The sequence below is a fragment of the Streptomyces cinerochromogenes genome (genome assembly GCF_014648635.1).
GTDB lineage: Bacteria > Actinomycetota > Actinomycetes > Streptomycetales > Streptomycetaceae > Streptomyces > Streptomyces cinerochromogenes.
The window spans coordinates 40,901-66,878 of sequence record NZ_BMRM01000001.1 but is presented as its reverse complement, the minus strand read 5'-3'; the positions used below and the strand labels follow the sequence as shown (position 1 = coordinate 66,878).

The 25,978-nt window shown below is 73.0% G+C and carries 24 protein-coding genes; 16 read left to right on the top strand and 8 right to left on the bottom strand.

From position 1 onward, the window contains the following. The first annotated feature begins 152 nt into the window (after positions 1 to 152). The 4 genes from IEZ20_RS00250 (at position 153) to tgmC (ending at position 3,326) form a co-directional block, all read left to right on the top strand. Positions 153 to 575: an ATP-binding protein gene (locus tag IEZ20_RS00250; protein WP_189293997.1), complete on the top strand. Its 423-nt coding sequence runs from the start codon at positions 153 to 155 to the stop codon at positions 573 to 575. A gap of 398 nt (positions 576 to 973) precedes the next feature. Beyond that, positions 974 to 1,240: a putative ATP-grasp-modified RiPP gene (tgmA, locus tag IEZ20_RS00245; RefSeq protein WP_189293996.1), complete on the top strand. Its 267-nt coding sequence runs from the start codon at positions 974 to 976 to the stop codon at positions 1,238 to 1,240. Beyond that, positions 1,240 to 2,205, top strand: coding sequence for an ATP-grasp ribosomal peptide maturase (gene tgmB / locus IEZ20_RS00240; RefSeq protein WP_189293995.1), 966 nt, complete (start codon positions 1,240 to 1,242; stop codon positions 2,203 to 2,205). Before tgmA ends, tgmB begins: the two co-directional genes overlap by 1 nt. Beyond that, a complete protein-coding gene (gene tgmC / locus IEZ20_RS00235) occupies positions 2,202 to 3,326 on the top strand; it encodes an ATP-grasp peptide maturase system methyltransferase (protein WP_189293994.1) in 1,125 nt (374 codons plus the stop codon). The genes tgmB and tgmC overlap by 4 nt, the downstream gene beginning before the upstream one ends. Positions 3,327 to 3,986: 660 nt before the next feature. Here the strand turns inward: tgmC and IEZ20_RS00230 are convergent. The 3 genes from IEZ20_RS00230 to IEZ20_RS00220 all read right to left on the bottom strand — a co-directional run bounded on the left by IEZ20_RS00230 (position 3,987) and on the right by IEZ20_RS00220 (position 6,937). After that, complete coding sequence (locus tag IEZ20_RS00230; protein WP_189293993.1) at positions 3,987 to 4,277, bottom strand: hypothetical protein; 291 nt, start codon at positions 4,275 to 4,277, stop codon at positions 3,987 to 3,989. A 117-nt stretch (positions 4,278 to 4,394) separates the two neighbouring features. Then, entirely contained in the window at positions 4,395 to 6,740 is a 2,346-nt protein-coding gene (locus tag IEZ20_RS00225; protein ID WP_189293992.1) for a TOMM precursor leader peptide-binding protein, read from the bottom strand. Further along, the gene (locus IEZ20_RS00220) at positions 6,737 to 6,937 is read right to left on the bottom strand and encodes a hypothetical protein (protein WP_229895819.1); all 201 of its coding nucleotides are present in this window, start codon (positions 6,935 to 6,937) and stop codon (positions 6,737 to 6,739) included. The genes IEZ20_RS00225 and IEZ20_RS00220 overlap by 4 nt, the downstream gene beginning before the upstream one ends. A gap of 362 nt (positions 6,938 to 7,299) precedes the next feature. Here IEZ20_RS00220 and IEZ20_RS00215 point away from each other — a divergent pair, with 362 nt between their 5' ends. From IEZ20_RS00215 to IEZ20_RS00185, 7 genes are all read left to right on the top strand, one after another. Next, positions 7,300 to 7,983, top strand: coding sequence for a tryptophan 2,3-dioxygenase family protein (locus IEZ20_RS00215; protein ID WP_229895818.1), 684 nt, complete (start codon positions 7,300 to 7,302; stop codon positions 7,981 to 7,983). Then, positions 7,980 to 8,966, top strand: a complete 987-nt coding sequence (locus IEZ20_RS00210; RefSeq protein WP_229895817.1) for an alpha/beta hydrolase — start codon at positions 7,980 to 7,982, stop codon at positions 8,964 to 8,966. Before IEZ20_RS00215 ends, IEZ20_RS00210 begins: the two co-directional genes overlap by 4 nt. Before the next feature lie 5 nt (positions 8,967 to 8,971). Continuing rightward, on the top strand, positions 8,972 to 9,679 hold the full coding sequence (locus IEZ20_RS00205) for a 4'-phosphopantetheinyl transferase family protein (RefSeq protein WP_229895816.1): 708 nt from the start codon (positions 8,972 to 8,974) through the stop codon (positions 9,677 to 9,679). A 262-nt stretch (positions 9,680 to 9,941) separates the two neighbouring features. Beyond that, positions 9,942 to 11,501 (top strand): amino acid adenylation domain-containing protein, encoded by a 1,560-nt coding sequence (locus tag IEZ20_RS00200; RefSeq protein ID WP_189293991.1) that lies wholly within the window; start codon positions 9,942 to 9,944, stop codon positions 11,499 to 11,501. A gap of 117 nt (positions 11,502 to 11,618) precedes the next feature. Further along, positions 11,619 to 11,840 carry an MbtH family protein gene (locus IEZ20_RS00195; protein WP_189293990.1) on the top strand — a complete coding sequence of 74 codons (222 nt, stop codon included), beginning with the start codon at positions 11,619 to 11,621 and terminating at the stop codon, positions 11,838 to 11,840. 42 nt (positions 11,841 to 11,882) lie between these two features. Then, a complete protein-coding gene (locus IEZ20_RS00190; RefSeq protein ID WP_189294607.1) occupies positions 11,883 to 12,821 on the top strand; it encodes an ATP-binding cassette domain-containing protein in 939 nt (312 codons plus the stop codon). 78 nt (positions 12,822 to 12,899) lie between these two features. Then, the gene (locus IEZ20_RS00185; protein ID WP_189293989.1) at positions 12,900 to 13,922 is read left to right on the top strand and encodes an ArsR/SmtB family transcription factor; all 1,023 of its coding nucleotides are present in this window, start codon (positions 12,900 to 12,902) and stop codon (positions 13,920 to 13,922) included. Between the two features lie 97 nt (positions 13,923 to 14,019). Here IEZ20_RS00185 and IEZ20_RS00180 read toward each other — a convergent pair whose 3' ends face one another. The 5 genes from IEZ20_RS00180 to IEZ20_RS00160 all read right to left on the bottom strand — a co-directional run bounded on the left by IEZ20_RS00180 (position 14,020) and on the right by IEZ20_RS00160 (position 20,826). Then, positions 14,020 to 16,551 (bottom strand): ABC transporter permease, encoded by a 2,532-nt coding sequence (locus IEZ20_RS00180; protein WP_189293988.1) that lies wholly within the window; start codon positions 16,549 to 16,551, stop codon positions 14,020 to 14,022. Next, positions 16,548 to 17,345, bottom strand: coding sequence for an ABC transporter ATP-binding protein (locus IEZ20_RS00175; protein WP_189293987.1), 798 nt, complete (start codon positions 17,343 to 17,345; stop codon positions 16,548 to 16,550). Before IEZ20_RS00175 ends, IEZ20_RS00180 begins: the two co-directional genes overlap by 4 nt. Positions 17,346 to 17,433: 88 nt before the next feature. After that, positions 17,434 to 17,958 carry a flavin reductase family protein gene (locus IEZ20_RS00170; protein ID WP_189293986.1) on the bottom strand — a complete coding sequence of 175 codons (525 nt, stop codon included), beginning with the start codon at positions 17,956 to 17,958 and terminating at the stop codon, positions 17,434 to 17,436. Then, positions 17,955 to 19,247 (bottom strand): cation:proton antiporter, encoded by a 1,293-nt coding sequence (locus tag IEZ20_RS00165; protein ID WP_189293985.1) that lies wholly within the window; start codon positions 19,245 to 19,247, stop codon positions 17,955 to 17,957. Before IEZ20_RS00165 ends, IEZ20_RS00170 begins: the two co-directional genes overlap by 4 nt. A gap of 28 nt (positions 19,248 to 19,275) precedes the next feature. After that, positions 19,276 to 20,826: a tryptophan halogenase family protein gene (locus IEZ20_RS00160; protein ID WP_189293984.1), complete on the bottom strand. Its 1,551-nt coding sequence runs from the start codon at positions 20,824 to 20,826 to the stop codon at positions 19,276 to 19,278. Positions 20,827 to 21,130: 304 nt separating this feature from the next. Between IEZ20_RS00160 and IEZ20_RS00155 the strand changes: the two genes are divergently transcribed. From IEZ20_RS00155 to IEZ20_RS00135, 5 genes are all read left to right on the top strand, one after another. After that, positions 21,131 to 21,916: an AfsR/SARP family transcriptional regulator gene (locus IEZ20_RS00155; protein WP_189293983.1), complete on the top strand. Its 786-nt coding sequence runs from the start codon at positions 21,131 to 21,133 to the stop codon at positions 21,914 to 21,916. 323 nt (positions 21,917 to 22,239) lie between these two features. Continuing rightward, positions 22,240 to 23,190 (top strand): LysR family transcriptional regulator, encoded by a 951-nt coding sequence (locus IEZ20_RS00150; RefSeq protein WP_189293982.1) that lies wholly within the window; start codon positions 22,240 to 22,242, stop codon positions 23,188 to 23,190. Between the two features lie 78 nt (positions 23,191 to 23,268). Next, entirely contained in the window at positions 23,269 to 23,547 is a 279-nt protein-coding gene (locus IEZ20_RS00145) for an acyl carrier protein (RefSeq protein ID WP_189293981.1), read from the top strand. 32 nt (positions 23,548 to 23,579) lie between these two features. Beyond that, positions 23,580 to 24,851 (top strand): beta-ketoacyl-[acyl-carrier-protein] synthase family protein, encoded by a 1,272-nt coding sequence (locus tag IEZ20_RS00140; RefSeq protein ID WP_189293980.1) that lies wholly within the window; start codon positions 23,580 to 23,582, stop codon positions 24,849 to 24,851. Next, the gene (locus tag IEZ20_RS00135) at positions 24,851 to 25,939 is read left to right on the top strand and encodes a beta-ketoacyl synthase N-terminal-like domain-containing protein (RefSeq protein ID WP_189293979.1); all 1,089 of its coding nucleotides are present in this window, start codon (positions 24,851 to 24,853) and stop codon (positions 25,937 to 25,939) included. Before IEZ20_RS00140 ends, IEZ20_RS00135 begins: the two co-directional genes overlap by 1 nt. Positions 25,940 to 25,978: the final 39 nt, after the last annotated feature.

Genomic DNA, 25,978 nt, shown 5'->3' with positions numbered 1-25,978 from the left:
CCCCATCCCCTTCTCCACGCGTTGACTGACTGCCAGCCGCCGGGAGGCGCACCCGTGAACGCACCTCGGCGCCGCACCGCCAGCAGGCTTCTCCCCGAGGCACGCGGTCGGGGCCTCCCTCCAGCCGCCCAGACCAAGGCGTGACGACGACCATGACCAACGAGCGAGTGAGTCCAGGGCAATACCCGCGCCAGAGCGCCACCCTCGCGAGCGAGGCCGCCAGTGTTCCGGTGGCGCGTCAGATAGTCCGCGAGGCATGCGCGGAGTGGGGCATGGACCAGGACGCCGCAGAGACCGGCACGCTCCTTATCTCCGAAATCGTCACCAACGCAGTCCGCCACGGTCACTCTCACAGCGTCCGGGTGATCGCCGAGCAGCCGAGTCCTGACCGGCTCCGCGTCGCCGTGGTCGACAAGTCCCGCCGCGTGCCCGAGCTGCACATCGTCGGACCAGACGCCATCGGCGGCCGTGGCCTCCTCCTGGTCGACGCCCTCTCCGACCGTTGGGGAACCGATCTCCTTCCCTGGGGTAAGCGGGTCTGGGCTGAGATCGCGATCAAGGTCGGTAACCAATGATCGGCCGCCACCGCATGCCTCAAGCCGACGGGATAACCGCCGGCACCGGGCTCCTGGGAGCCGTCGCCATTGGGCTCGGGCTGGTGGTGTCCATGGTCTTCGACGAAGTCCACACGGAGTCTGCCCCGAATACCTACTCCGTTCCCGACAAGGAGCCGCACGGAGTGGCTCTCGCCACACCGGAGCGTCCTCCGTGCTGGTGTGCGCAGCGGTCCCTCAAACGCGAGGGGGACCGCAACGGCCGCCCGCCCTATCCCCTGGGGCGGATGGCCCAACTACCTCTCGGGCCGGGGCACAACGCTCGTTCACACCAACTGCCCCGGCTGAGCCCCTCTCGCCGTCCGGAAGCCCCGGGCGGCGGCTGCCACTGTCGGATCACCTGAGAGACGAGGAGAATCATGCAACAGCCCTTGACGTCACTGGATCAGGCCAAGCCCTGGGGACTCGGACGCATGCGGCCCTACCCGACTGCGGCCGTCCTCTCCGCCGCCCAGCCCGTCCTCGACCCGCACACGCAGGTCCCCGCATGGGTCGGCCCCGACGGCGCACCGCTGACGGCGGAGGCCAAGCACAAGCGGTCGGAGACGTCGAAGGAGACGAGCACGAAGACCAGCCTCGACGGCACCCCGGACCAGGGCAGCGACCAGAACGGGGACTCTGACTGATGGCTGTGGGTGGGCCGCCCGTCCTCGTCGTCACGCGCCTGGACGACGCGACTGCGGACGAAGTGATCACCGAACTGAACCAGCGTCGCGTGCCCGTGGTCCGCCTGGACCCCGGCGACTTCCCCCGCGAGGTGACCCTGTCCGGCACCTTCGCCGGCATCGGGACCGGTGGCATTCTCGCCACCATCTCCCGGAGCGTCGACCTGGGGAACGTCCGCTCGGTGTACTGGCGGCGGCCCACCCCCTACACCGCCGACCTCGCCATGGACGAGCAGACCGGTCGATGGGCCGTCGAAGAAGCCCGCTACGGGCTCGGCGGCATTCTCGCCGCTCTCCCCGGTGCGCACTACCTGAACCACCCATGGCGCAACCGGGACGCCGAGTACAAGCCGGCACAACTGGCCACGGCTGCCGCCTGCGGCTTCTCCGTGCCACCCACGCTCATCACCAACGACCCCGACCGGGCCCGCACCTTCGTCGCCGAACATGGGCCGGTCATCTACAAGCCGCTCAGGGAAACCGAGTACACCGACGACACCGGCCGCGCGCTGACCGTGTGGATCGAGGACGTCACCCCATGCCAGATCGACAGCCATCTACGGCACACTGCACACCTATTTCAGCAGCGCGTCAGCAAGTCCGCCGACATCCGCCTCACTGCCGTCGGCGACCACCTCACCGCCGTCCGTATCGATGGTTCACCTGGCGTGGACTGGCGCCGCCACTACGACCGGCTTGCCTACACCCCCGTGCCCGTCCCCCCGGCCATCGTCAAAGGCGTACGCGCCTACCTCGATGCTTTCGGACTCACCTTCGGCGCCTTCGATTTCGGCTTAGACCGTGATGGCGTCTGGCACTGGTATGAGTGCAACCCCAACGGTCAATGGGCCTGGTTCCCCGACCACATCACTGCTCCCATCAAGCACGCCATCGCCGACCGCCTACAGCATGGAGCACCCGCATGACCGACCCCGCCGACCTGCGCCGCCAACTCGCCGCCGCCGTCCCTGTGGACGACCCGGCATGGCGCACAGCCCTCGAAACGGTGCCCCGCGAACTCTTCCTGGGTAACGGCCTGTTCCAGTTCGACGGACGCCAGTGGACCCCCGTGCACCGCGACCGGACCGATCCCGGAAAGTGGTTGGGGCTCGTCTACCAGGACACCACCTGGGTCACCCAGGTCGACGGCACCACCGCCGTCGACGCCACCGGACCCGTCACCGGCCGCCCCACCTCGTCCAGCACGCTGCCCTCCCTGATCGTGCGCATGCCCGACGTCGCCGGGATCAGCGAGGGTCACAAGGTGCTGGAGATCGGCACCGGCACCGGCTATTCCACCGCTATCCTGTGCAGCCGCCTCGGCGACAAAAACGTGTACTCCATCGAGTACGACCCGGGCCTGGCCGCCGCGGCGGCCGACCACATCCACGCCGCCGGATATCACCCCACCCTGATCACCGGCGACGGCCTCGCCGGACACAAGGACGACGCCGAATACGACCACATCGTGGCCACCTGCGCCGTCCGCCACATCCCCCCAGCCTGGCTGTACCAAGTACGCGCCGGCGGAACCATCACCACGACCATCAGCGGATGGATGCTCGCCTCCGGACTCGTCCGCCTCACCGTCCAGGACGACGCCACCGCCACCGGTCGTTTCCAACCCGACCAGATCAGCTACATGCTCGCCCGTCCCCACGAACGCCCACCCCGACCCACCTTCCAGCAGCATCCCGGTCACACCCGCGCCACCCGCGTGAACCCCGCACTCCTGGAAGACTGGACCGGGCAGTTCCTCGCTCAGCTCGCCGCACCGTCCGCCGAACTCATGACCACCGGCACGGGCGTGATCCTCGTGGACGTCGCCACCGGGTCACAGGCGTGGACCGAACCGGCCGGAGACGGCTGGACCGTGCACCAGCACGGCCCTCTTCGCCTCTGGGATCAGGTGGAAGACGCTCTCACCATCTGGCAGGACGCGGGCTCACCCCCACACTCGGACCTCGGCCTGACCGTGGACTTGGACGGCACCCAACGCGTGTGGCTCGGAACACCCGACGGTCCTTCCTGGAACCTGCCGGTCTGACCTACCCATCACAAGAGCGTCCGTCACCAAGCTGGGGGCGGGTGCCGTCCGGACGGCACCGGGGCTGGGCCACTCGTTACGTAGCCAACAAGGTAGCCATCAAAGCGCCCTTCCTGGACGTTTGTGCAGGTCATAGCGACGTGGTGACTCTCCCCGGCGTACAGCCCGACTCGTCTGCCCCCTAGCGTTACTGGCCGGCGAAACGCAGGCCGGGCGCCCCTTTTCCCGCGTAGGGGCGGGTCTATCCGGCCCCTGGTACACACCGACTCAAGCAGCCATGCCTCGGGCGCCGGATCTGGGCGACACGCATCCTCACGTGAGGGGCGCGCCGTCGCGGAGGTACAGCGACCGCCCCTCGTCCAGGGTGCCGCCCTCGAAGATGAACGCGAGCTGGTCGTCCCAGGGACCGGATCAGAGCGGACTCGCTGGCCGGCGCGGCGGCGTCGAACGGGCTCAGCCACGGGTGATCAGCAGCGGGTGAAGCCCCGAGGTCGCGGTGTGCGGCCTCCAGCGCGTGGGCGGCCGGGGTGCGCTGAGCCCCGACCGCCAGCGCACGCGCCTGCATGGTGTGCAGCCGCGCCGTCAGCCCGGGAATCCGAGGCCCCTGGGAGGCCGGTTCGAGCCCGGTCCGGGCCCAGCTGACAGCCCTGTGCGGGGCCGTCAGCGGTTCCGCTCGTAGTCCCAGAAGCGGCGGGCGGAGCGGCCCTGCCGGAGCTGGAAGACGGCGCCGGCGAGGAGGGCGTGGGCGGCTGTCGACCGTGGCACCGGGTCGAGCTGGGGCGAGTCGACGGTGACCTGCGCCTGGCACGCGAGGTCCGAAGCCGCCTCCAGCGCGGCATGGACGCGTGAGCGGTGCCAGGCGTCCCGGTCCTCCGGCACGGGTCCACCGGAGGTGTTCTCCACCGCCTGGGCGAGGGCGTGCACGGCCTCTTCCAGCGTCGCCCCGTTCATGAACACGTGCCCGTCGCCCGGGTCACCGGCCTCCGTGGGCGCCGGTGCGAGCGCCGTCCCGCCCGGCGTGCGGCCCGACTCGTCCGCCCCTCGTCCCGCCCACGGCCGGTGCCGGCGTCACACGAACAACGGCACCGGATTCAGGTCCTCGTACGCCGTCGGTTCCGTGAGGCGGCCCAGGGTCACCGGTACGTCGAAGAGGCGGCCGGGGGCGAAGCGGGACCAGAAGTGGCGTAGGCCCGGGACGATCACCTTCACCACCGGCAGGTCCAGGTCGGGGCGGCGCTGGTCGAGGACCAGGAGTTCCAGGCCCTTGGCGCGGACCAGGTCGGTGACCGCGTGGACGTCGTCCAGGAGGTCGGGGCGGTGCGGGGTGTGCCAGTGGGCGGGGGTGCGCGGTGCCGTCCGGGGGTCGGGGGTCAGGTAGGGCTGGTTGGCCGCCGTGGCGTGCTGCCACCAGTGGTGTGGTTCGGGGTCGTGGACGCGGTAGCCGGAGCCGTCGGGGCGTGCGTCGCAGACCGCGGGGAGGAGCTGGCCCATCTCGGTGAGGGCGCGGCGCAGGGCGATCCGCGGGTCGAAGTGGGCGCCGAAGCCGAAGATGACGTCCTGGGCCGGCTTGTCGCGGCGGCGGGACAGCGCCGCCATGACCGGGATGCCGAAGTCCGAGGTCAGGTCGAGGACCCAGAGGTCCCGGCGGACGCGGTGGTACCCGTCGCGCAGCCGGTCCACGTACGGCTCGTCGAAGGCGTCCAGGTCGACCGCGGGCTGGCGGGTGCGGTTGTACCACCACAGGGCGACCGCGTCCCGCTCGACCAGTTCGAGGAAGCCCTGCAGGAGCGCGTCCTCGGGGCTGCTGCCGGCGGCGTTGCCGTTGGAGTCGGCCCACAGGCCGTCGTCACCGTGCTCCGGTGCGCTCCCGGCACCTCCGAAATAGAGCAGGGACGTGGGCAGCAGGCGCCGGGTCTGCTGGGTCAGGGACCAGACGGGGGTCCAGTCGGTCGGCCGTCTCTCGTCAAAAGGGGCGCTGACGTGCTGGAATCGGGAGTGCGCCGCGTTCCAGCGCTCCCGCTCGGCGAACTGGCGCCCCGCGTACAGCTGGCAGTCGTTCGGGTGCACGGCCACCGGGCCGAGATCGCGGTACGAGGCCCGTATCACCGGTTCGTCGCCGTGCCGGGTCCCGCTGTAGCGCTCGACCGCCTCGCACAGGGCACTGGTACGGGCCTCCGTCTCGGTCAGGCCCTTGCCGCCGCTGAGCGCGCGCAGCCCGGAGCGCAGTCCGGCGAGCGTCGCGGACCCCATCGCCAGGTTGTGGCCGGAGACGTAGGAGGTCACGAAGTCGGGGCAGCCGCCCGCCGGTCTGATCTCCTTGACGACACCGGTCACCGGGTTCACCAGGTGGCCGTACCGGTCGAGCATCTGCCGGGCCGTCAGCGCCCGGTGGCCGCTGCCGTCGGTGACCGCCTTGGGGCGTGGGGCGGGCCGGAACGGGGCGCGCACCTGCCGGGCGACCAGGCCGGGGTCCCCGCACTCGGGGCACTGGGGACGCCGGCTCACCGGATGGGAGGCGGTACGCAGCCGGGCCGTGTCCAGCGTGCGGATGTGGCCCTGCTCCGGATCGCGCACCCCGGCCAGCCACTTCGCCGTCTCCAGGACGGCCAGGCCGGCGGCCAGGGTGCGGCCGGTGGCCAGGGACGCGACGGGGCGGGGCAGCGGCCCGTCGAGCCCGAGGGCCCGCTGTACCGGCACCTCGGACCGGCGGTGCCCGCGCAGCCGTACGGAAAGACAGTGCCAGCAGGGGCTGTCGGCGTCCGCGGGCCGGAACACCGGGCCGACCCAGGGGTCCGCGCCGCACAGCGCGGCCAGCAGCCAGGGCCGCCCGGAGGCGCGGTGCGCCGCGTCCACGGCGGCGAGCTGCGGCGCCAGGTAGTCGTCGCACAGGACGAGGGACAGGTCGGCGTCGCCTCCGGGCGGGGCGAGGGCGATCCCCTCGGCGCGGCAGGCCTCGATCACGGCCGCCTGGGACACGCCGGGCAGCGCCTCGACCGCGACGGTGGCGCCCGCGAGGGCGGTCGCGGCGCGGACGCCGTCCAGGCCGATCAGGTCCCAGTAGGCCTCGGCCGCCGGGTCCGTGTGCTGCTGCCCGGGAGCGCTCCAGCGCAGCAGGCCCGCACCGTCCAGGGCGCGCAGCGCCGCCTCGGCGTCCTCGTCGCCGAGGACCGGGGCGGCCTCGCTGAGCACGGCGCGCGGGCTGCGCGAGCCGTCGAGGAGCGGTACGAGGACCTCGGCCTGGGGGCCGTGCAGTGCGGTCACGCCGCGGCGTGACACCAGGTAGGTGGCGTCGTCCGGCAGGACCGTGGGGCGCAGATGGCCCTTGAAGCCCACCAGGACTCCGTCCCCCGCGGCGAGCACGGGGGACCGGTCGGTCCGTCCTGACCGGTCCGTCCGTCCTTCGGGGGGCGTCATGCGTCGAGCCGTCCCGCTCTCCGCGCGGGGGCCGGGACGGCGGCCTCGGCCTGGATGCAGAACGTGGAGAGCGCGACCGCGTGGTCCGCCGCCGAGTCGAGGTCCTCGATCACGAGGGCGGCCCGGGCGGGGCGGGAGGGAACGGCGCCGTCGGCGCCGGCGGCCTTCAACTGGATCCCGGAGGAAAGCATGTTCATGACAGTCTTGTCCCTACTGGTAAGTCGTTCCCGGTGGTGAGAGGTGCTGGTGAGAAGTGCTGGCGAGAGGGTGGTTCGGGTGTTCTGCCGTTGCTCGTCGTGCTCCGCGGTGTTCCTGGGAACGATTCTGCGAAGTTGGCGCAACTGCGCCCAGTGCCGGTGTCATCACTGCGAGATGAAGAATTCATGCGGCCGGAACATCGGGCGTTCCCAGGTGGTCCTTTAAGGCTCCGCTTGATCACGGTGATCGGGGGGCGGCCCCGTGGCTACGCTCGCGGGACCACCCCACCCGCCCTGTCCGCGTTCCCTCCCCGGGCTTCGCACGCGAGGAACACGCGAGGAAGAAGGCCCCCGTGAATGCCGTGACCACAGCCCCGCCCTACGGCCAGGTGCTCCGGCTCGACGAGCTGTTGAGCGCCGCCCGCGTCCACGACGACGACGTGGACCACGTCCTCTTCATGGCCACGCACCAGTCCTGCGAGATCCTCTTCGCCGTCGTCACGCGCCACCTGGAGGAGGTGCGCGCGGCGCTCGACGCGGGCGACGCGGACCTGGCCGTACGCCGGGCCGCCCCGCTGCCCCGGATCATGTCCGTGCTGACCGGGCACTTCGACGTGCTGGCGACCCTCACCCCGGCCGCCTTCCAGGACATCAGGACCGCCCTCGGCGACGCCAGCGGGTTCCAGTCCGCGCAGTGGCGTGAGATCGAGTTCCTCTGCGGCCTGCGCGACACCCGCTACCTGACCACCGCCGGATTCACCGAGCAGGACCGGGCCCGGCTGCTCGCCCGGCTGGAGGAGCGCTCGGTCGCGGCGGCCTACCGGGAGTTCGCCGGCACCTGCGCGGACCGCGCCGCCGTCGAGCGGGTGCGCCTCGCCCTCCTGGAGTTCGACGAGACCACGGCCGTCTGGCGGGCCCGGCACGGCGCACTCGCCGAGCGCTACCTCGGCACCGCCGCCGGAACCGCCGGGTCCGAAGGCGCCGCCTACCTGTGGCGCGCCGCCCTGCGCAGGGCCCTGCCCGAGGTCTGGACCCCCCTGTCGTGACCGCCGTCGACGCGACTCCCGGTGCCGCGAACCCCGGCACCGCAACGCCCGCCGACGCAACCCCCGGCACCGTCGCCTCCGGCACCGCAACGCCCGCCGACGCAGCCCCCGGCACCGCCGCCCCCGACCCCGCCGCCCCCCGCACCGCCCGTAAGGGGCTCGACCGCACCGACCTCGACCGCGCCTACTCGCCCAGCTCGCGCGTCACCGACCTCGGCGTCCACCTCACCCGGTACGCCACCGACAGCGCCCGGGCCCGCGCCGAGCTGACCGTCCACCTGGACCTGCCCTGCGGTCCCCGGCCCGAGCAGCGGCTCGACCTGTTCCCGGCCGCCGACCCGGGCGCCCCGCTCTTCGTCTTCGTGCACGGCGGCTACTGGCAGGAGCTGAGCAAGTCCGAAGCCGCCTTCGCCGCCCGGGACTTCGTGGCCGCGGGCATCTCCTTCGCCGCGCTCGGCTACGGCCTCGCACCGCGCCACCGCATGCGTGACATCTCCGCCGCCGTCAGCGACGCGCTGCACCGCATCGCCACCGGACACGCCCCGCTGCCCATCCGGCCGAGAGCCGTTCACCTCGGCGGCCACTCCGCCGGGGCCCACCTCGTCGCGAGCGCGCTGCTCGACGCCGCCGACCGGCAGGCGCCCGGCACGTTCGCCTCCGCGACGCTGCTCAGCGGCGTCTACGACCTGGAACCCCTGCGGCACACCTACGTCAACGACGCCCTCGGCATGGACGCCGGCGAAGCCCGCGACTGCAGCCCGCAACTCCGCATGCCTGCCTGCCTGCCCCCGCTCGTCGTCGCCCTCGCCGAGAACGACACCGACGCGTTCGCCGCACAGCACCACAGCTTCGTCGCGGCGGCCCGCGAGGGCGGCACCGAGGTGACCGATCTCGTCGTCCCCGGACGCCACCACTTCGACCTCCCCTTCGACCTCGCCGATCCGGACACGGTGCTGGGCGCCGCGGTGCTGCGGATCCGGTGATCCCGGTGCGCCGGCCGCTGGTCCAGGAGTTGCTGCCGCCGTACGCCGTCGGGGCCGAGACCCGCGCCGACGCCCCGGACGAGGTCCTGCACCCCGAGGAGCGGGCCGCGGTCGCCGGGGTGAGCGAGGGACGGCGCCGGGAGTTCGCCACGGTCCGCGGCTGCGCCCGGCGCGCCCTGACCACGCTCGGGCACGCCCCCGTACCCCTGGTCCCGGACCCGAGGGGCGTACCGTGCTGGCCGGCCGGGGTCGTGGGCAGCATGACGCACTGCCGTGGGTACCGGGCCGCCGTGGTGGCGTGGCGGCGCGACGTACGGGCCCTGGGCGTGGACGCCGAGCCGTCACTCCCGTTGCGCGAGGGGGTGCTGCGCACGGTCTCACGGCCGGAGGAGCGCGAACGGATCGCCTTCTTGCAGGCGGAGCACCCTCACGTCGCCTGCTGGGACCGGCTGTTGTTCTGCGCGAAGGAAGCCGTGTTCAAGGCGTGGTTTCCCCGGACCCGGCGCGAACTGGGCTTCCGGGACGTGGTGGTCGCGTTCGGCGGGGCCGGGCGGACGTTCCGCGCCACCGTCGTCACCGCCGAGGGGCCCGGGGAAGGCCGAGACCTGGACTTTGCCGAGGGCCGCGGCGACGGCCGTGACTTCGACGGTCGCTGGGTCGCCCGGGACGGGCTCCTCGTCGCGGTCGCCTTCGCCGGTGCGACTGACCGGTGAGTTTCGGCGGGGGCTTAAGGGCGTGGTGAGGGCGGTACCGCGGTTTTTACGCTGGCGTCGCCCGGAAGTCCGCGCCCGTCCGCGCCGCCCCGTCCGCGCCGCCCCGTTCGTCCCCACCCGTTCTGCCCCTCTGTTCCTCCCCACCGATGCCGCCGCCCGTCCCCGCCGGTCCCGTCCCCGCCGGTCCCGACCCGCCCGTCCCCGCCGGTCCCCTCCCGGATCGTCCCCGCCCGTCCCTCCCGTCGCCGTCCCAGGAGCAGCCATGGCCCACGTCCCGCATCCCAGCTCTGTGTCCGGCGCGGTGCGCCCCGTCGCGGAGGCGTCCGTCGTCCACATGATCCTCCGGCACGCGCGGACCCGGCCCGACGCCCTCGCGGTGCGCTCGACCCAGAAGCGGCTCACGTACCGGGAGTTGTGGCGCAGAGCCCTCGTCGTCGCGGCTGCCCTGGACGAGGCCGGGGTCGGGGCGGGGGACCGGGTGGCGCTCCTGGCCGGCCGTACCCCGGACACCGTGGTGGGCGCCCTCGCCGTGATGGCGCTGGGCGCGGCGTACGTACCCATAGACCCCGAGCACCCGGGCGACCGTACCGCCGCCGTGCTCGCGGGGGCGGCCCCCGCCGCGCTGCTGCACTCCGGCCCCGGCGGGACCGAGGACCTGGCCGCGCCGGCGTCGATGCCGTACGTCGACATCGCCGCCCTCCCGGACGTCGACGCGCCCGGTCGGGGGGACGCCCTGCCGGGCCCGGAGGACATCGCGTACGTCGTGTTCACCTCCGGTTCGACCGGTACGCCCAAGGGTGTCCAGGTGCCGCACGCCTCCCTCGCCAACTACGTCTCCTGGTGCGGTGACCTGGTCGGCTCCGAGGGCATGGGCAGCCCGCTGTTCGGCAGCCTCGGCTTCGACCTGGCGATGACCTCGCTGTGGGTGCCGCTCGCCCAGGGGCGCACCGTCGTGACCGTCGCCGGGCTGTGGGACCAGCGGACGCTGTTCGGCGAGCGCCCGGACGACCCGTACACCTTCGTGAAGATGACGCCCTCGCACGCCCGTTTCTTCGACGTCCTCGCCGAGCCGCCCCGCTACGACCGGGTGACGCGGCTGCTCATGTTCGGGGGCGAGGGGCTCGACCCGGCGCTCATCGCCTCCCTGGGCGACCGCCTCGACGGGGTGCGCCTCGTCAACCACTACGGCCCGACCGAGACCACCATCGGCTGCTGCGCGTTCCGCTTCGACCGTACGGCGCTGCCCTCGACGCCCACCGTGCCGATCGGCCGGCCCGCCTGGAACACCCGGGCGTACGTCGTGGACGAACAGCTGCGTCCGGTGCCGGCCGGCGGCCCCGGTGAACTGGTGATCGCCGGGCGGGCGGTCGCCGCCGGCTATCTCGACCCGAAGCGGTCGGGGAACCGTTTCATCGACGAGGCCGAGCTGGGCGGGCCGGCCGGGCGCGCCTACCGCACCGGCGACGTGGTGGAGCTGCGCCCCGACGGCACGCTCCTCCATCTGGGGCGCGCCGACGACCAGTTGAAGGTGAACGGCCACCGGATCGAACTCGGCGAACTCCGCCACCACGTGCTGTCCGTGCCGGGCGTCGCGGACGCCGCCTTCGACATCGTGCGCGGCCCCGTCGACACGCTGGAGCTGTTCGTACGGCCCGTCGCGGCGGGCGGCGCCGGCGACCTGGCCGGCACGGTCCGCGCCGCGCTCGCCTCGGTGCTGCCCTCGGCCCTGGTGCCGGAGGCCGTGCACACGGTGCCGGAGATCGTCGTGAACGCCAACGGCAAGTGCGATGTGGCGGCGACCCGTTCGCTCGTGCGGGGGTGAGTCCGCTCCGGCGCCGTCAGCGAGTGGTCAGTGATCCGTCAGCGCCGGTCGGGATCCTTGAGATGCCCGGACGAAACGAACGGGCGATCGAATCGGACACGACCTGGAGCGTGCGACGTGGCGAACCCCTTTGACGATCCGGACGGAACCTTCCTGGTGCTGGTCAACGACGAGGGCCAGCACTCCCTGTGGCCGGCCTTCGCGGAGCGCCCCGCCGGCTGGACGGTGGCCCTGGACGAGACCTCCCGCGACAAGGCGCTCGCGTATGTGGAGGAGCACTGGACCGACCTGCGCCCGCGCAGCCTGCGCGGTCCGTCCGCCGACGCCCCGGCCGCCTGACGGGTCCGGCCGGGGCGGGGCGAGGGAGCGGCGGTGACAGCGGTGGAATGGGCGATCGAGGCCGAGGGCCTGTACAAGCGGTACGACCGGCGGCAGGCGTCCGGCGGAGTCGATCTGGCGGTGGCCCCGGGCACCGTGCTCGGCCTGCTCGGCCCGAACGGGGCGGGCAAGACGACCACCGTCAGGATGCTCTCGACCCTGCTCGCACCCGACGGCGGCCGGGCCCGGGTGGCCGGGTACGACGTGGTGCGCGAGCCGGCCGAGGTACGGCGGCGCATCGGGCTGGCCGGGCAGTACGCCGCGGTGGACGACATGCTCACCGGGCGGGAGAACCTCGCCCTCATCGGCACCCTGAACCATCTGGGACGCCGGGCCGCGCGCGCCCGGGCGGCCGAGCTGCTCGACCGGTTCGAGCTGACCGCCGCCGCCGACCGCCCGGCGCGCACCTACTCGGGCGGCATGCGGCGCCGCCTCGACCTGGCCGCCTGCCTGGTGGCCACCCCGTCGGTCCTCTTCCTCGACGAGCCGACCACGGGCCTCGATCCGGTCAGCCGCTCGCAACTGTGGGACGCGGTGCGGGAGTTGGTGGCCGACGGTGTGACCGTGCTGCTGACCACCCAGTACCTGGAGGAGGCCGACGTCCTCGCCGACCGGATCGCGGTCATCGACACCGGCCGCGTCATCGCCGAGGGCACCCCCGAGGAGCTGAAGCGCAAGGCGGGGGAGGAGCGGCTGGAGGTGTCCCTCACCCGGCCGGACAGCGTGGCCCGGGCCGCCGAGGCGCTGCGCCGGGTCGCCCCCGGTGAGCCCTCCGTGGACGCCGACGACGGCACCGTGTCGATCGTGCTGAGCGACGGCATGGAGAGCATCGAGGCCGCCGCGGCCGCGCTGCGGCAGGCGGACGTCACGGTCGCCGACTTCGCGCTGCGCAGGCCCACTCTGGACGACGTGTTCGTCTCTCTCACCGGCAAGTCGGTCTAGGCGTACGGCGGTCGGTCGCCGTACGTCCGGTCGCCGTACGGCGACCGACGCCAGCAGCACATCCACGGGGGCTTTCCCATGCAACGCATCCACTTCACCCCTGCCGATTTCGCCCGGGTCCGGCTGCGCACGAGTGCCGGCCCGGTCGTGGAGAGCGCCTTCGCGTACGGGCTGCTCGGGCGCGGCGTCAGCGCGCCGTACGCCCGCTGGCGCAGCCAGGTCGGGGAGCGGCTCACCCAGTGGCCGCTGCCGCTCAGCGGCGGCAGCGCCGCGCCCGGTCTCGACGGGCTGCTCGACCTCATCGAGCGCAGCGCCCGCAGCGTCAGCACCGAGGCGCCCGCCGCCCGGACGGCGCCCGGGCCGCTCCTCCATCCCGCGGCCGGCGACCTGTCCCTGGTGTGGCGGGCCGCCGTGGCCCCCTACTGGGAGCAGCTGCTGCACTACCTGGAGGCGGAGTGCGAGGCCCGTGGCCGCGTGCTGATGGCCGGCGGCGTCGAGCTGCTCCTGGCCACCCTCCACTCGAAGATCACCTGGCGGTCCCCGGTACTGGAGATCGCGGACGGCCCGGACGAGGACGTCAGCCTCGACGGCCGCGGCCTGGTCCTGGCCCCGTCCGTGTTCCTGGCCCACCGGCCGGGCCGGATCACCCGCCGGCGCGCCGAGAACGGCCCGGTCGTGCTGGCGTTCGCCGCGCCGCCGGACACCCACCAGGCCGCCGGGCTGTGGGACGAACCCGACGACAGCGGGCAGTCGCTCGGCGCGCTCGTCGGACAGACGCGGGCCGCCGCGCTGCACGCCCTGCGCAGCAGCTGCACGACCAGTCAGCTCGCGGACCGGCTCGGCATCTCGGCGGCGGGCGCCAGCCAGCACACCGCGGTACTGCGCCGGGCGGGCCTCATCACGACCCGCCGCATCCGCAACATGGTGCTGCACACCCTGACCCCGCTCGGCGTGGCCCTCCTCAAGGGCATGTCCCCGCGCCCGGCGGCCCCCACCGCCGTACGCGTCCCGGCCCGCCGCCGTGCGGCGGGCGCGGTGGTACGGCACCGGGACCCGCACCCGGTGGTCGACCTGACGGCACGCACGACCCCGGCGGCCTGAGGGACCTCGGCGGCCTGAGGGACCCCGGCCCGCCGGCAAGCGGCGCCCGGCACGGAGATCCGTGCCGGGCGCCGCTGTCGTGCGGAGGGGGTCCGGGTCACTCCTTGATGCCCGCCATGTCCCCGGGCCGTCCCCGCAGCACCGCCCCCGCCGCCAGCAGGGTCGTCGCCAGGGTCAGCGCCGCCGCCCCGGCCAGCACCACGACGAGGATCCACGGGGAGCCGCCGGGCAGCGCGGTGCCGAGGACACTCATGCTCAGCGGCACCAGCGTGGCCACGGCGACCAGGAGGCCGAGGACGATGCCGGCCAGCGCCACCAGGGACGCCTCCACGGTCATCATCTGCAGGACCTGCCGGCGCGTGGCCCCGACGAGCCGCTGGAGCATGAACTCCTTGCGCCGCTCGGTCGTCGCGAGGACCTGCGTGTTGATCAGGGCGAGCGTCGCGTAGCCGACGACGACACCGAGGACCAGGTACGCCATCCACGCCTGCGTGTCGTCCGCCTTCGCCCGCGCCGCGGTCAGCACCTCCGTCCCGCTCACCCGCAGACCGGGCTGCTGCCGCTCCAGCCGTGACAGGTTCTCGGTCAGCTGGGCCGGGGTCGTACCGGCGGCGGCGCGCACCATGATCTGCGGGACGAGTCCGCCGTCGGTGTGCCCGAGCAGCACCGACGCCGGGACGAGCGCGGTCTCGTACCCGCGCCGCCCGTCGACGGTGGCGACCAGCCTCAGCCTGACCTGGGTACCGTCGCCGAGGCGCATGGGCACCAGGTCGCCGAGCCGGCGGTCCTCGGCGTACCGGGCGGGAAGGGCGACGGAGTCGCCGTCCAGGGCGGTGAGGCTGCCGCTCACGGCGCGGTACGCCGTCGTCCGGTCCAGGCCCTGGGGGGTGACGCCCTGCAGGGACAGCTCGGTGGGCTGCGGCCCCTTGTCCTCACCGTCGGCCGGCCGCATCGGCCGGTCCGGCTCGATGTAGCCGGTCGTGGGGATCTGCGCGGACGCCGCCGCCACGCCCGGCTGCCTGCGGACGGTGTCGACGAGGCCGAGCGGCAGTCCGCCGGAGGCCGACGTCACGACGACATCCGCGCGCAGGTTGTCGTCGAACGCCTTCTGGGCGCCCTCGGACTGGGTCGTCTGCATGTACATCAGGCCGATGGCCAGGCCGCTCGCCAGCATGACCGGCATCACGGCGGAGGCGAGCCGGGCGGTGCGCGCCCGCGCGTTGTGCGCGGCCAGCTCACCGGCGAGTCCGGACACCTTGCCGACGGGACGGCGCAGCACGGCGACGATGCCGCGTACGACGACGGGACCGAGCAGCCCGAACGCCGCCGCCCACACCATCGCCGCCGGAGTGGCGACACCGGCCGCGTCGGGCCCCGCCGAACGCGAGGTGCCCCAGGCGAGGGCGGCGCCCCCGACCAGGCACAGCACCCCGACGACCAGCCGGAACGCGCTGAACCACCGGCGTTGCAGCGTGGCCTCGGCCAGCGCCTCGGTCGGCCGGGTCCGTGCCGCGGACTGCGCCGCGATGTAGGCCGAGCCGACCGCGGTGAGCAGCGCCGTACCGACACCCGCGATCACGGGGACGGATCCGGCCCGGTACGCGATCGCGTCGGGTACGACGCCCGCGTCCGCGAACGCGTCCAGGAGCCAGTGCCCGAACCGGGGTCCCGGGATCACCGCGAGGCCGGTGGCGACGACCGCGAGGACGAGGGTCTCGCCGAGGATGAGCCGGCGCAGCTGCCCGGGCGTGGAACCGATTGTGCGCAGCAGGGCCATCTCGCGCTGCCGCTGCTGGATGGAGAGACCGAGGGTGCTCGCCACCACGAAGATCGTGACCATCGCCGACAGGCCGCCGAACGCGGCGGCGAGCGGGATCAGGTCGCTGCCGTCGGACACCACGTCCGGGTTCTCGGCGCGGCCGCGGTCGTCCCCGGTCAGCACGGTGACCTGGGCGTCCCCGACGGCCTCGCGGACGGCGGCGGCGACCTTCCGCGGGTCGGCGCCGGAGGCCGGGAAGACGCCGATGGTGTCGGTCCTGCCGACGAGGCCCGCGACGGTGGCGGCCTCGGCGTCCTTGAGGAAGACGTCCGTGCCGTCGTCGGGGCCGGCGGCCAGGCCCGAGACCCGGTAGCCGTGCTCGGTGCCGTGGACGAGGAGCCGGATCCGCTCGCCGGTCCGCACGCCCGCGCGCTCCGCGAGCGCCCTGCCGAGGACGATCCGGCCGTCCGTGGTGGGCGCCGTGCCGTCGGTGAGCCGGTACGGGGAGAGCTTCGCGGAGGACCAGCCGTGGCCGGTGACCGTGCCGCCCCGGGCGAGCGCCGCCGGGAACGAGATGTCCTGGACCGCCGAGCCGACGCCGGGGACCTTCGCGATCCGGTCCGCCAGCGCGGCGTCCATGCGGAGCCGCTCGGGGAAGACCAGCTCCTGCCGCGTGTGCCGGTAGTTCTGGTCGCCGGTGACGACGACCGGTGCGGCGGCCAGCCGGTGCGGCGGGGCCGCGCTGTGGATGCCGGTCTCCAGGAGGCCGCCGGACCCGATGACGATGACGGCACCGGCGAACAGGGCCAGGAACGAGGCGAGGAAGCCGCCCTTGTGGAAGCGCAGGGTGCGCAGCGCGATCCTGATCACCGGCTCACCTCGTGCCCGGTCTGCCGGATCGCGAGCGGGTCGCCCCACGTGCCCAGCTTCTGCATCTGCTCGGTGATCTGCTCCACGGTCGGCCGCTCCAGCGCGCCGATGAGCCGGCCGTCGGCGAGGAAGACGACCCGGTCCGCGTACGCGGCGGCCACCGGGTCGTGCGTGACCATCACGATGGTCTGGCCGACGACGTCCACCGACTGCCGCAGCAGGGTGAGGACCTCGGCGGCGGTACGGGTGTCCAGGGCGCCCGTCGGCTCGTCACCGAAGATCACCGCGGGTTTCGTGACGAGCGCCCGCGCGAGGGCGACGCGCTGCTGCTGGCCGCCGGACAGCTCACCGGGGCGGCTGCGCCGCTTGCCGGACAGCCCGACCTGCTCCAGGACCTGGTCGACCACGGCCTTCTTCGGGCGGGCGCCCGCGAGGCGCAGCGGAAGGGTCACGTTGTCCACCACGCTCAGCGCCGGCAGCAGGTTGAACGCCTGGAAGACGAAACCGATGCGCTCGCGGCGGAACGTGGTCAGGGCCTTCTCCCGGAGCGAGCCGATGTCCACCCCGTCCAGGTGCACGGAGCCGGAGGACGGCCGGTCGAGGCCGGCGGCGCAGTGCAGGAACGTGGATTTGCCCGAGCCGGAGGGGCCCATGACGGCGGTGAACGTGCCCCTCTCCAGGCTGATGCTGACGTTGTCGAGTGCGGTCACCCGGTTCTTCGATCCGCCGTAGAGTCTGCTGACGGAGTCGAGCCGGACGACCGGCTGGGCAGGCGGGTCCTGTGTCCCGATCATGGGCTGTCCTTTGGCCGTGAAAAGGGGTGGCTGGGGTCGGGGGCGCGGGGCGCGCCACCGCGGCGGTGACGCGCCCCGCACCCGGTGGTCAGGGGGTCACGGGCCAGGCGGCGAACCGCCGCAGCCCGTACAGGAGCGGGGGCCGCGCGCTCGGCCGGCGGATGTCCCGCACACGTCCGTAGACGGTCACGTGGTCGCCCATCCGCTGGGTCAGGGCCACCGTGCAGTCCGCGATCGTGTGCGCGTCCCGGGGGAGGTGCGGTCCGGCGCCGTCGGCGGTCCGCTCCCAGGGGGTGACCCGGAAACGCTCGGGGTCCCCGGAGGCGAACAGTTCGGCGACGCCCTGGGCGTCCTCGTGCAGCAGGTTCACGGTGAACTCGCCGGAGGCGAGGACGGCCCGGAGCGTGGGGCTGCCGTCCCTGAGGCACACCAGGAGGGTCGGCGGGTCGAGTGCGACGCTGCACACCGACGAGCACGTCATCCCCCACGGGGTGCCGTCGAGGTCCTCCGCGGCGATCACGGCGACCCCGGTGGGGAAGCCGCTCATCATCGAGCGGAAGCCGTCGCACAGGGCGGCCGTGGCCGCTGTCGTCCGGATGGTGGACTCGGTCATCGGGTACTGCTTTCTGTCGCCGCGGCGACCGGTTCGACGGCGGGAGCAGGCTCGGGGGCGCTCGTGCCGCGGTCGAGGAGACCGAGCAGCGGACCCGTCGCGGCGGTGGTGGCCACCGCCATCAGGGTCAGCGCGAGCACCAGGGGAGCGGTGAGGATTCCCGCGCTCAACCCGGCCTGGAGCACGATCAGTTCGGTGAGTCCGCGCGCGTTCATCAGCACCGCGATCCGGCGGGAGTCCCCGCGCGGCCGCCCGCCCAGACGCGCGCCCAGGTAGCCGCCGATCCCCTTGCCCGCGGAGGCGAGCACGACGGTCACCGCGATCAGGGCCCAGGAGACCTTCGAGAAGGCCTCGCCCAGGACGGTGATCCCGGTGACGACGAAGAACGCGGGCACGAGCGCCCGCCCGGTCCGCGTCAGCCGGGCGACGGCCGGTTCCCACGGGCTGTCGTCACCCGCCGGTATCGCGAAGCCCACGAGGGCGGCACCGAGGATCGCCGTCATGCCGAGGTGCTCCACGGTCAGCGCCACGGCCAGAGCCACCGCCCCGAGCACCACGGCGGCCGTCCGCGGACGGCGGGCACAGGCCCGCCCCGCCACCGGGACGCGGACGCCGTACCGCACGGCGAGCGCCCCCGCCGCACCGAAGCCCAGGGCGAGCACCGAGTGCAGGAAGCCCGTCGCGCTCCCGGAGCCCAGGCCGATCGCCAGCATGCACAGCAGCCAGCCCACCGAGTCGACGGCGACGGCCGCCGCCAGGGCGAGCCGGCCGGCCGGCGTGGCGCTCAGGCCGCGGTCGGCCAGGATCCGGGCCAGCACGGGCACGGCCGTGATCGACATCGTGACGGCGACCATCAGCACGAACGCGGGCAGCGGGGCGTCCCCGCGCACCGCCGGGTCGTCCTGGAGCAGGACGAAACCGGCGAGCAGGGTGCCCGTGACCAGGGGCGGGACCAGCGCTCCGGCCGCCACCCAGAGGGTGGAGCGCCGGTCGACGCCGGAACCGGCCCGCAGTTCGTGGGCGAGCCCGACGAGGAACAGCACGAGCCCGGCCTTGGCGACCAGCTTGAGCGCGTCGAGGACGGAACCGGGCAGCACCGCGTCGAACGTGTCCCGACCGAGCAGGTGGAGCACGGCGGGTCCGGCGAGAAGACCCACCACGATCTCACCGATCACCTCGGGCTGGCGCAGCCGCCGCGCCGCCGCACGGCCCGCGCGGGCGAGCAGCAGGACGACGGCGAGCAGCGCCACCAGGTGCCCGGCACGGCCCAGGAGCTGGAGGAAGTCCATCGCGCGGGACCTTTCGGGCGTCGGGCGGTCAGGCTTGCGCGGCGAAGTAGTCGTACGCCTTCGGCAGCGTCTCGGTCAGCCGGCGTGTCTTGTCGCGGATGGCGGCGAACTCCCGCTCCGCCGCGCCCGGGTCGGCGAGGGCGAGGGCCGGTGAGGCCTGCACCTCGATGCCGCCCATGCCGAGCAGGACGCACATGTACGAGTACGGCGGCAGGCCGTGGTAGTAGGGGTAGATCGTCTCCGAGTCGGGAAGCTGGGTCTTCCACTTCTCGATGCGGGCCGCCAGCTCGTCCGGCACCCGGCGGGTCTTCGCGTCGCGCCAGTACTGCGTGTCGTTGCGCTTCGCGGAGACGTAGTGCAGGACGAGGAACTCCCGTATGCCGTCCATGACGTGGGCGACCGAGTCGTTGTACAGCCGGCGCTGGACCGGGTTCCAGGACTCGTCGGGGAAGTTCTTGGCGAGTTGTTCGATGGCGTGGTGGATGAAGAAGATGCCGGTGGACTCCAGGGGCTCCACGAAGCCGCTGGACAGGCCGATCGCGACGCAGTTGTTCACCCAGGAGTTCTCGCTGCGGCCGATGCGCATCTTGATGTGGTTGGCCTCCACGTCCGCCGCGGCCGGGCCCACGAACTCGCGCAGCGTGCGCTCGGCCTCCTCCGGGGACAGGTAGTCCTTGGCGTACACGTAGCCGGTGCCGATCCGGCCCATCAGCGGGATCGTCCAGATCCAGCCCGCCTCCTGGGCGGTGGCCGTGGTGCAGGGCAGGATGCCGCGGGACTGCATGTCCATCGGGACCTGCAGCGCCACCGCGCTGTCGTTGGGCAGGGTGTCCGCGTAGGAGACGAACGGGGTGCCCAGCGCCTGGTTCAGGAGCAGACCGCGGAACCCGGTGCAGTCCACGAACAGGTCGCCCTCGATGTCACCGTGCTCGGCCGTGGTGACCGTGGAGATCCAGCCGCGCTCGTCCAGGTTGACCTTCTTCACGTCGTCCGTGATGTGCTTCACGCCGCGCTCGACCGCGTAGGTCGTCAGGTACTTGGCGAGCAGCGCCGCCTCGAACTGGTAGGCGTAGGGGAACTGCGTCTTGCCCTGGTGCTCGGACATCGTCAGGCCCTGCATCTCGTCCGCGCCCTCGTCGAAGGGCTGGTCGATCAGCGAGCCGTCCAGGTGGCGCGGGCTGAGCCCGGCGTCGATGACGGACGGCATGACGAAGCAGTCCTTGTCGAACCGGTCCGTCGGACCCGTCTTCAGCCACCAGTCCGCCAGCGGGAAGCCGTTGACCGACCGCATCTGCTCGAACGGGTGGTAGAAGTAGTGGCCCTCCTCGCGCCAGTTCTCGAACCGGACCGCCAGCTTGTACGTCGCGTTGCACGCCGGCATCCAGTCCTTCTCCTTGAGCCCGAGGAACTCGAAGAAGTGCCGGATGTCACTGAACGTCGCCTCGCCGACGCCGACCGCGCCGACATTGCCGGACTCCACCAGCGTGATGTCGATGCGGTCACCGAAGGCGGCCTTGAAGTACGAGGCCGTCATCCAGCCCGCTGTTCCGCCGCCGACAATGACCAGTCTGTTGAGCATGGGGTGACTCCTGTTCGTTGACCGACTTCCGGACATGGCAGGAGCCTAGGAATCGGCACCGGGGCACAACAGGTCGTTAAGCCACGGCTGAAAAACGCATGGTGCGTCGGTTCGATGGCCGGAATCCGGTCGGCGTCAGCGGACCGTCAGCGGCATTCGGCATTATGCCCGCGTGCCGCGCGCCCCGGCAAGGGGCCCCCATACCATGCGGACGCTCATGGGCGACGCGGATGGTATTTCCCCTGACCGGTGGACACGGGTGATATTTAGGCCCTCCAACCGACGAGTTACGGGGGCGTTGCTCATGGACATACAGGTTCTCGGTTCGGTTTCCGTGCGGTACGGCAATCGACAGCACGCGGTGGGGTCGAAGCGTCTGACGGCGATCCTCGCGCTGCTCGCGCTCTCGCCGGGACGCACGATCCCGGCGGACCAGCTGGAGGACGAGCTGTGGGCGGGCCGCACGCTCGCCAACGCCCGCAACGCGCTGCAGGCGAGCGTCGGCCGGCTGCGCAGGTACCTGGAATCGATCACCGGCCGGCGCGGCGACGAGCTGATCCGCACCGTGGGCGGGGGGTACCAGCTCGGTGTCCCCGCCGACCGGGTGGACGCCCACCGCTTCCGGGAGCTGGCGCGCAGCGGCGCCGACCTGGTGGCGAGCGACCCGGCGCTGGCCGCCGTAGCGCTGGAGGAGGCCCTGTCCCTGTGGCGCGGACTCGCCCTGATGGACGCCCACGACGGCCTGCGGGTGCGTATCGCCGCGGCCGATCTGGAGGAACGGCGCATCACCGTGTACGAGGACCTGACCACGGCGCGGCTCGCGGTGGACCCGCACCGGATCTCGCTGCCGGAACTGCGCGGGACGGCCGCCGAACACCCCGAACGGGAGCGGCTCACCGAACTGCTGATGCTGGCGCTCTACCACGCGGGACGGCAGGCCGAGGCCCTCGACGTGTTCCACCGCGCCCGCCGCAGGCTCGCCGACGAAATGGGGCTGGAACCGGGCCGTGCGCTGCACCACGCCTATCAGGCGATTCTGCAGCAGGACGACATGCTCGGCGAACCGCGGCAGGTTCTCGCCCACCGCTGAGGGATTAACACGGACATCGCCGAGGCATTACCGGAGAACAACTGAAAAGCGACTGGAGAAATACTGAGGGACGACTGAAGGATGGCTGAAGGACGACTGAAGGACCGCTGAAGGGTCACTGAATAAGGCCTGAATAAGGTCTGAAGGGGCACTGAGGGCGGACTGGGGAAGTAGGGGGAAACCCCAAGAGGAGGGTTGCCGTCCGCTGCCGCGGGGTTACCGTGGAACGGCAGTGGACATTCCGTCCGTCCGGGACCTGATCATCCGGTCAGGCCCCGGGCGGGCGGATTCCGTTTGCCTGCTCCGAAACATTGAGGCGGCTCATGGACATCGAATTGAGGCATGCGCGGATCGTCGTCACGATAAGTGAAGCCGGAAGCATCTCCCGCGGCGCGAACGAACTCAGCCTTCCCCAGCCGAGCCTCACCGCCCAGCTCAGACGCATCGAACGGGCCCTCGGCGGTGAACTCTTCGAGCGCTCCCGCAGCGGTGTCACCCCGACCCCGCTGGGCGAGCGCCTGATCCCGCTCCTCGGCGACCTCGTACGACGGGCCGACGAGATCAACGCCCAGGCCGGCCGGGCCACCGCCGGCCACCTGCGCCTGGGCAACACCGAATGGACCCCGCCCACCCTCGGCGACGCCCTGCAGAGCGTGCTGCCCGGCACCGCCGTGCTGACCGAGACCCTCTCGCCCGACGCCGCGGTGGCGGGCGTGCGCCGCGGCACGCTCTCCGTGGCCCTGGTACCGGGCCCCGCCCGGCTGTCCGCCCCCGCACCCGATCCCGCCGAACCCGCCCTCGGCAGCGTGACGGTGGTGCGCGAACCCGTCTGGCTCGCGCTGCCCGCGGACCCGGGGCGCGCCGAGGACACCTGGGTGCGCTACTCGCGGGAACACTGGCTGCACACCGTCGAGGAGCGGCTGCTCGCCGGGCCCGGCCGGCCCGGTACCGCCCGGGTGCTGCACCACGTCAACACCCAGCGCGAGGCGATGACCTGGGTGGCCGGCAGCGGGGCCGCGGCCCTGGCCACCCCCTCCGGAGCCACCCCCGACATACGGCTGACCCCGCTGGCCGACACCGAGCTGGTCGAGATGCAGCTGGTGTGGCGGCGCGGCGCGGTCACCGAGGAGACCCTGCGCCGGCTCGTGCACGCGGTGCGCGACTACTACTGCGGCTACGCCCGCACGATCCCCGGATACTGGCGCTGGCTCGTCGAGCACCGCGCCGAACTCCCCGAACTCCAGCCGTTCCTCACCGGATCCGCCGCCTCCTGAGACCTTGGGGCAGAGCCTGGCGGCAGGTGTCAGCGACTCGTCAGTGAACGGTCAGCGGCATCGGCCAGCATCGTTGACATGACGACAACACACGAACTGAACGCCGGGGACCGAGCCAGGATCAAGGGCATCATCTGCGACATCCTGGAGATCGAGCCGGAGGACATGACCGACACCAGCCGCTTCAAGGAGGACCACGAGGCGGACTCGATGGGCGCCATCGAGATCCTCTCCCAGCTGGAGCGGGCCTTCGGCACCGACATCGACCAGGCCGAGCTGTCCCGCATGGTCAACCTGGACGGCGTCGTGACCGTGGTCGGCGAGGCCGTCGCCGCCCAGTCCGCTCGGGCCAACTAGCCACCGCCGCCCCACGGATGCGACGGGAGCGCATGGTGCACGACGACGAGCAGCAGCCACGCCGAGTGGTCATCACCGGCCTCGGCACGGTCACCAGCATCGGGCTCGGAGCCCCGGCCTTCCTGGACGGGCTGAAGTCCGGCCGCAGCGGGGTCAAGCCCCTCACGGCCTTCGACACGACCGGCTTCGCGCACGCCAACGCCTGCGAGGTGGCCGACTTCGCGCCGGGCGACTGGATCCACCACGTCGACCCCCGGGAACTGGGCCGGGCCACCCAGTTCTCCGTCGCGGCGGCCAACATGGCCGTCGCCGACGCCGGCCTGACCGCGCGGGAACTGCGCGAGCGCAGGGTGCTGGTCTCGGTCGGCACCACCGACGCCGAGTCGCGCGACCTCGACACCCTGGTCGGCACCCAACTCGCCGAAGGACCCGAGCGGTTGTCGCCCGGCGTGGCCCGCCGGGCGCAGGCCGGGCGGCTGTCCAGCGGCATCGTCCGGGAACTCGGCCTGGTCGATGTCGAGGCCCTCACCATCCCGACCGCCTGCGCGGCCGGCAACTACGCGATCGGCAGCGGCTTCGACGCCATCCGGTACGGCGAGGTGGAGGCCGCGCTGTGCGGCGGCGCCGACGCCGTCTGCCGCAAGACCTTCACCGGCTTCTACCGCCTGGGCACCATCGCCCCCGAGGTCTGCCAGCCCTTCGACATCGACCGCAAGGGCATCCTCACCGGCGAGGGCGCGGGCGTCCTCCTCCTCGAAAGCCTGGAGTCCGCCCTCGCCCGCGGGGCGCGGATCTACGCCGAGGTGCTCGGTTACGGCCTCAACTGCGACGCCCACCACCCGGTGGCCCCCGACCAGGACAGCCTCGCCCGGTGCATGGAGGTCGCCCACCGCAACGCCGGGGTGGCGCAGGAGGACATCGACTTCATCTCCGCGCACGGCACCGGCACCCGGGCCAACGACGTGACGGAGGCCGGAGCCATCCGGCAGGTCTTCGACACCCCGCCGCCCACCGTCTCCATCAAGTCGATGATCGGCCACTCCATGGGCGCGGCCAGCGCCCTCGCCGCGGCGGCCTGCGCCCTCGCCCTCACCGAGGGCTTCATCCCGCCGACGGTCAACCACCGCGAGACGGACCCCGAGTGCGGCCTGGACTGCGTACCGAACGAGGCCCGCCCCGCCGAGCTGAACGTCGTGCAGAACAACGCGCTCGCCTTCGCGGGCAACAACGCCGTGCTGATCCTCGGCCGGATGAACCGCACACGGCGCACCGCCCGCCCGGAGCCCCTGAAGGAGGCCGTGTGATGCCGTCGTCCCTCGTCATCTCCGCCTGGTCGGCGATCTCCCCCTACGGCGTGGGCAACGCCCCGCTGCGGGAGGGGCTCGCCGAGGGGCGCGACGCGATCGCCGCCCTCGACCACGACACCTACCCCGTGCCCTTCGGACAGGCCGCCCTGGTACCGGACTTCAGCGCCGCGAAGTACGTCGGCAAGAAGGGCACCCGGACCATGGACCGGGTGACCGCGCTCGCCGTCACCGCCGTCGGCGGCCTCGTCGGCGCCATCGCCGGGGAACTCCAGGCCCGTCCCGAGCAGACCGCCCTGGTCCTCGGCACCGGCTCCGGCAGCGTCCAGAGCATCATGGACTTCACCAAGGACTCCCTGTCCGGGGAGCGCCCGTACCACGTGGAGCCCGCCCGCTTCCCGAACACCGTGATGAACCGGGCCGCCGGGCAGAGCGCCATCTGGCACCGGATCAAAGGCCCCAACACCACGGTCGCGGGCGGCGCGCTGACCGGTCTGCTCGCCCTCAGCTACGCGCTGCGCCTGCACCGCGGCGGCCACTGCACCCGTGTGCTGTGCGGGGCCGCCGAGGAGTTCTCCACCCAGCGTGCCTGGCTGGAGTGGCACGGGCGGGCCGAGGAGGAGCGCCGGACCCCGCTCGGCGAGGGCGCGGCCGTGTTCCTGGTCGAGCCGGCCGAGGACGCCACCGCGGCCGGCCGCACCGTCCTGGCCCGGATCGCGGGCACCCGCTTCCGCGCCTACCGGGAACCCGACGGCATCCGCGACGCCCTCACCGCCTGCGTCCGCAGCACCCTGGACGCCGCGGGCGTGGCGCCCGGGTCCGTGCGGTTCGTGGCCCCGCTCGGCGGCGGCGGAAAACCGGCCGCCGAGGAGGAGCAGGCCGTCACCGACGCCCTGCCCGGCGCCGACCCCGCCTGGATCCGGCTGCGCGAGCACCTCGGCGACACCTCCGCCGCGGCCACCGCGCTCCAGCTGGCCGCCGTGCTCGCCGCGGCCGGCGGGCAGGGCCTCGGCCCCGGCGAGGCGGCCCTGGTGACCGGTGTCGAGCCGGACGGCCAGGTCGGCTGCGCCGTCTTCACCGGCGTGTGAGCCACGCGGACCGGCCGCCGAAGCGGCCGACACCCACCC

Excerpts from the sequence above, each read along its gene's own strand:
- IEZ20_RS00200 (WP_189293991.1), top strand. The coding sequence starts at position 9,942 with ATGGCCCACGTCCCGCATCCCAGCTCTGTGTCCGGCGCGGTGCGCCCC.
- IEZ20_RS00230 (WP_189293993.1), bottom strand. The coding sequence starts at position 4,277 with ATGAACGGGGCGACGCTGGAAGAGGCCGTGCACGCCCTCGCCCAGGCG.
- tgmC (WP_189293994.1), top strand. The coding sequence starts at position 2,202 with ATGACCGACCCCGCCGACCTGCGCCGCCAACTCGCCGCCGCCGTCCCT.
- tgmB (WP_189293995.1), top strand. The coding sequence starts at position 1,240 with ATGGCTGTGGGTGGGCCGCCCGTCCTCGTCGTCACGCGCCTGGACGAC.
- IEZ20_RS00145 (WP_189293981.1), top strand. The coding sequence starts at position 23,269 with ATGACGACAACACACGAACTGAACGCCGGGGACCGAGCCAGGATCAAG.
- IEZ20_RS00140 (WP_189293980.1), top strand. The coding sequence starts at position 23,580 with ATGGTGCACGACGACGAGCAGCAGCCACGCCGAGTGGTCATCACCGGC.
- IEZ20_RS00150 (WP_189293982.1), top strand. The coding sequence starts at position 22,240 with ATGGACATCGAATTGAGGCATGCGCGGATCGTCGTCACGATAAGTGAA.
- IEZ20_RS00220 (WP_229895819.1), bottom strand. The coding sequence starts at position 6,937 with ATGAACATGCTTTCCTCCGGGATCCAGTTGAAGGCCGCCGGCGCCGAC.
- IEZ20_RS00160 (WP_189293984.1), bottom strand. The coding sequence starts at position 20,826 with ATGCTCAACAGACTGGTCATTGTCGGCGGCGGAACAGCGGGCTGGATG.
- tgmA (WP_189293996.1), top strand. The coding sequence starts at position 974 with ATGCAACAGCCCTTGACGTCACTGGATCAGGCCAAGCCCTGGGGACTC.
- IEZ20_RS00175 (WP_189293987.1), bottom strand. The coding sequence starts at position 17,345 with ATGATCGGGACACAGGACCCGCCTGCCCAGCCGGTCGTCCGGCTCGAC.
- IEZ20_RS00135 (WP_189293979.1), top strand. The coding sequence starts at position 24,851 with ATGCCGTCGTCCCTCGTCATCTCCGCCTGGTCGGCGATCTCCCCCTAC.
- IEZ20_RS00250 (WP_189293997.1), top strand. The coding sequence starts at position 153 with ATGACCAACGAGCGAGTGAGTCCAGGGCAATACCCGCGCCAGAGCGCC.
- IEZ20_RS00155 (WP_189293983.1), top strand. The coding sequence starts at position 21,131 with ATGGACATACAGGTTCTCGGTTCGGTTTCCGTGCGGTACGGCAATCGA.
- IEZ20_RS00225 (WP_189293992.1), bottom strand. The coding sequence starts at position 6,740 with ATGACGCCCCCCGAAGGACGGACGGACCGGTCAGGACGGACCGACCGG.
- IEZ20_RS00165 (WP_189293985.1), bottom strand. The coding sequence starts at position 19,247 with ATGGACTTCCTCCAGCTCCTGGGCCGTGCCGGGCACCTGGTGGCGCTG.
- IEZ20_RS00185 (WP_189293989.1), top strand. The coding sequence starts at position 12,900 with ATGCAACGCATCCACTTCACCCCTGCCGATTTCGCCCGGGTCCGGCTG.
- IEZ20_RS00170 (WP_189293986.1), bottom strand. The coding sequence starts at position 17,958 with ATGACCGAGTCCACCATCCGGACGACAGCGGCCACGGCCGCCCTGTGC.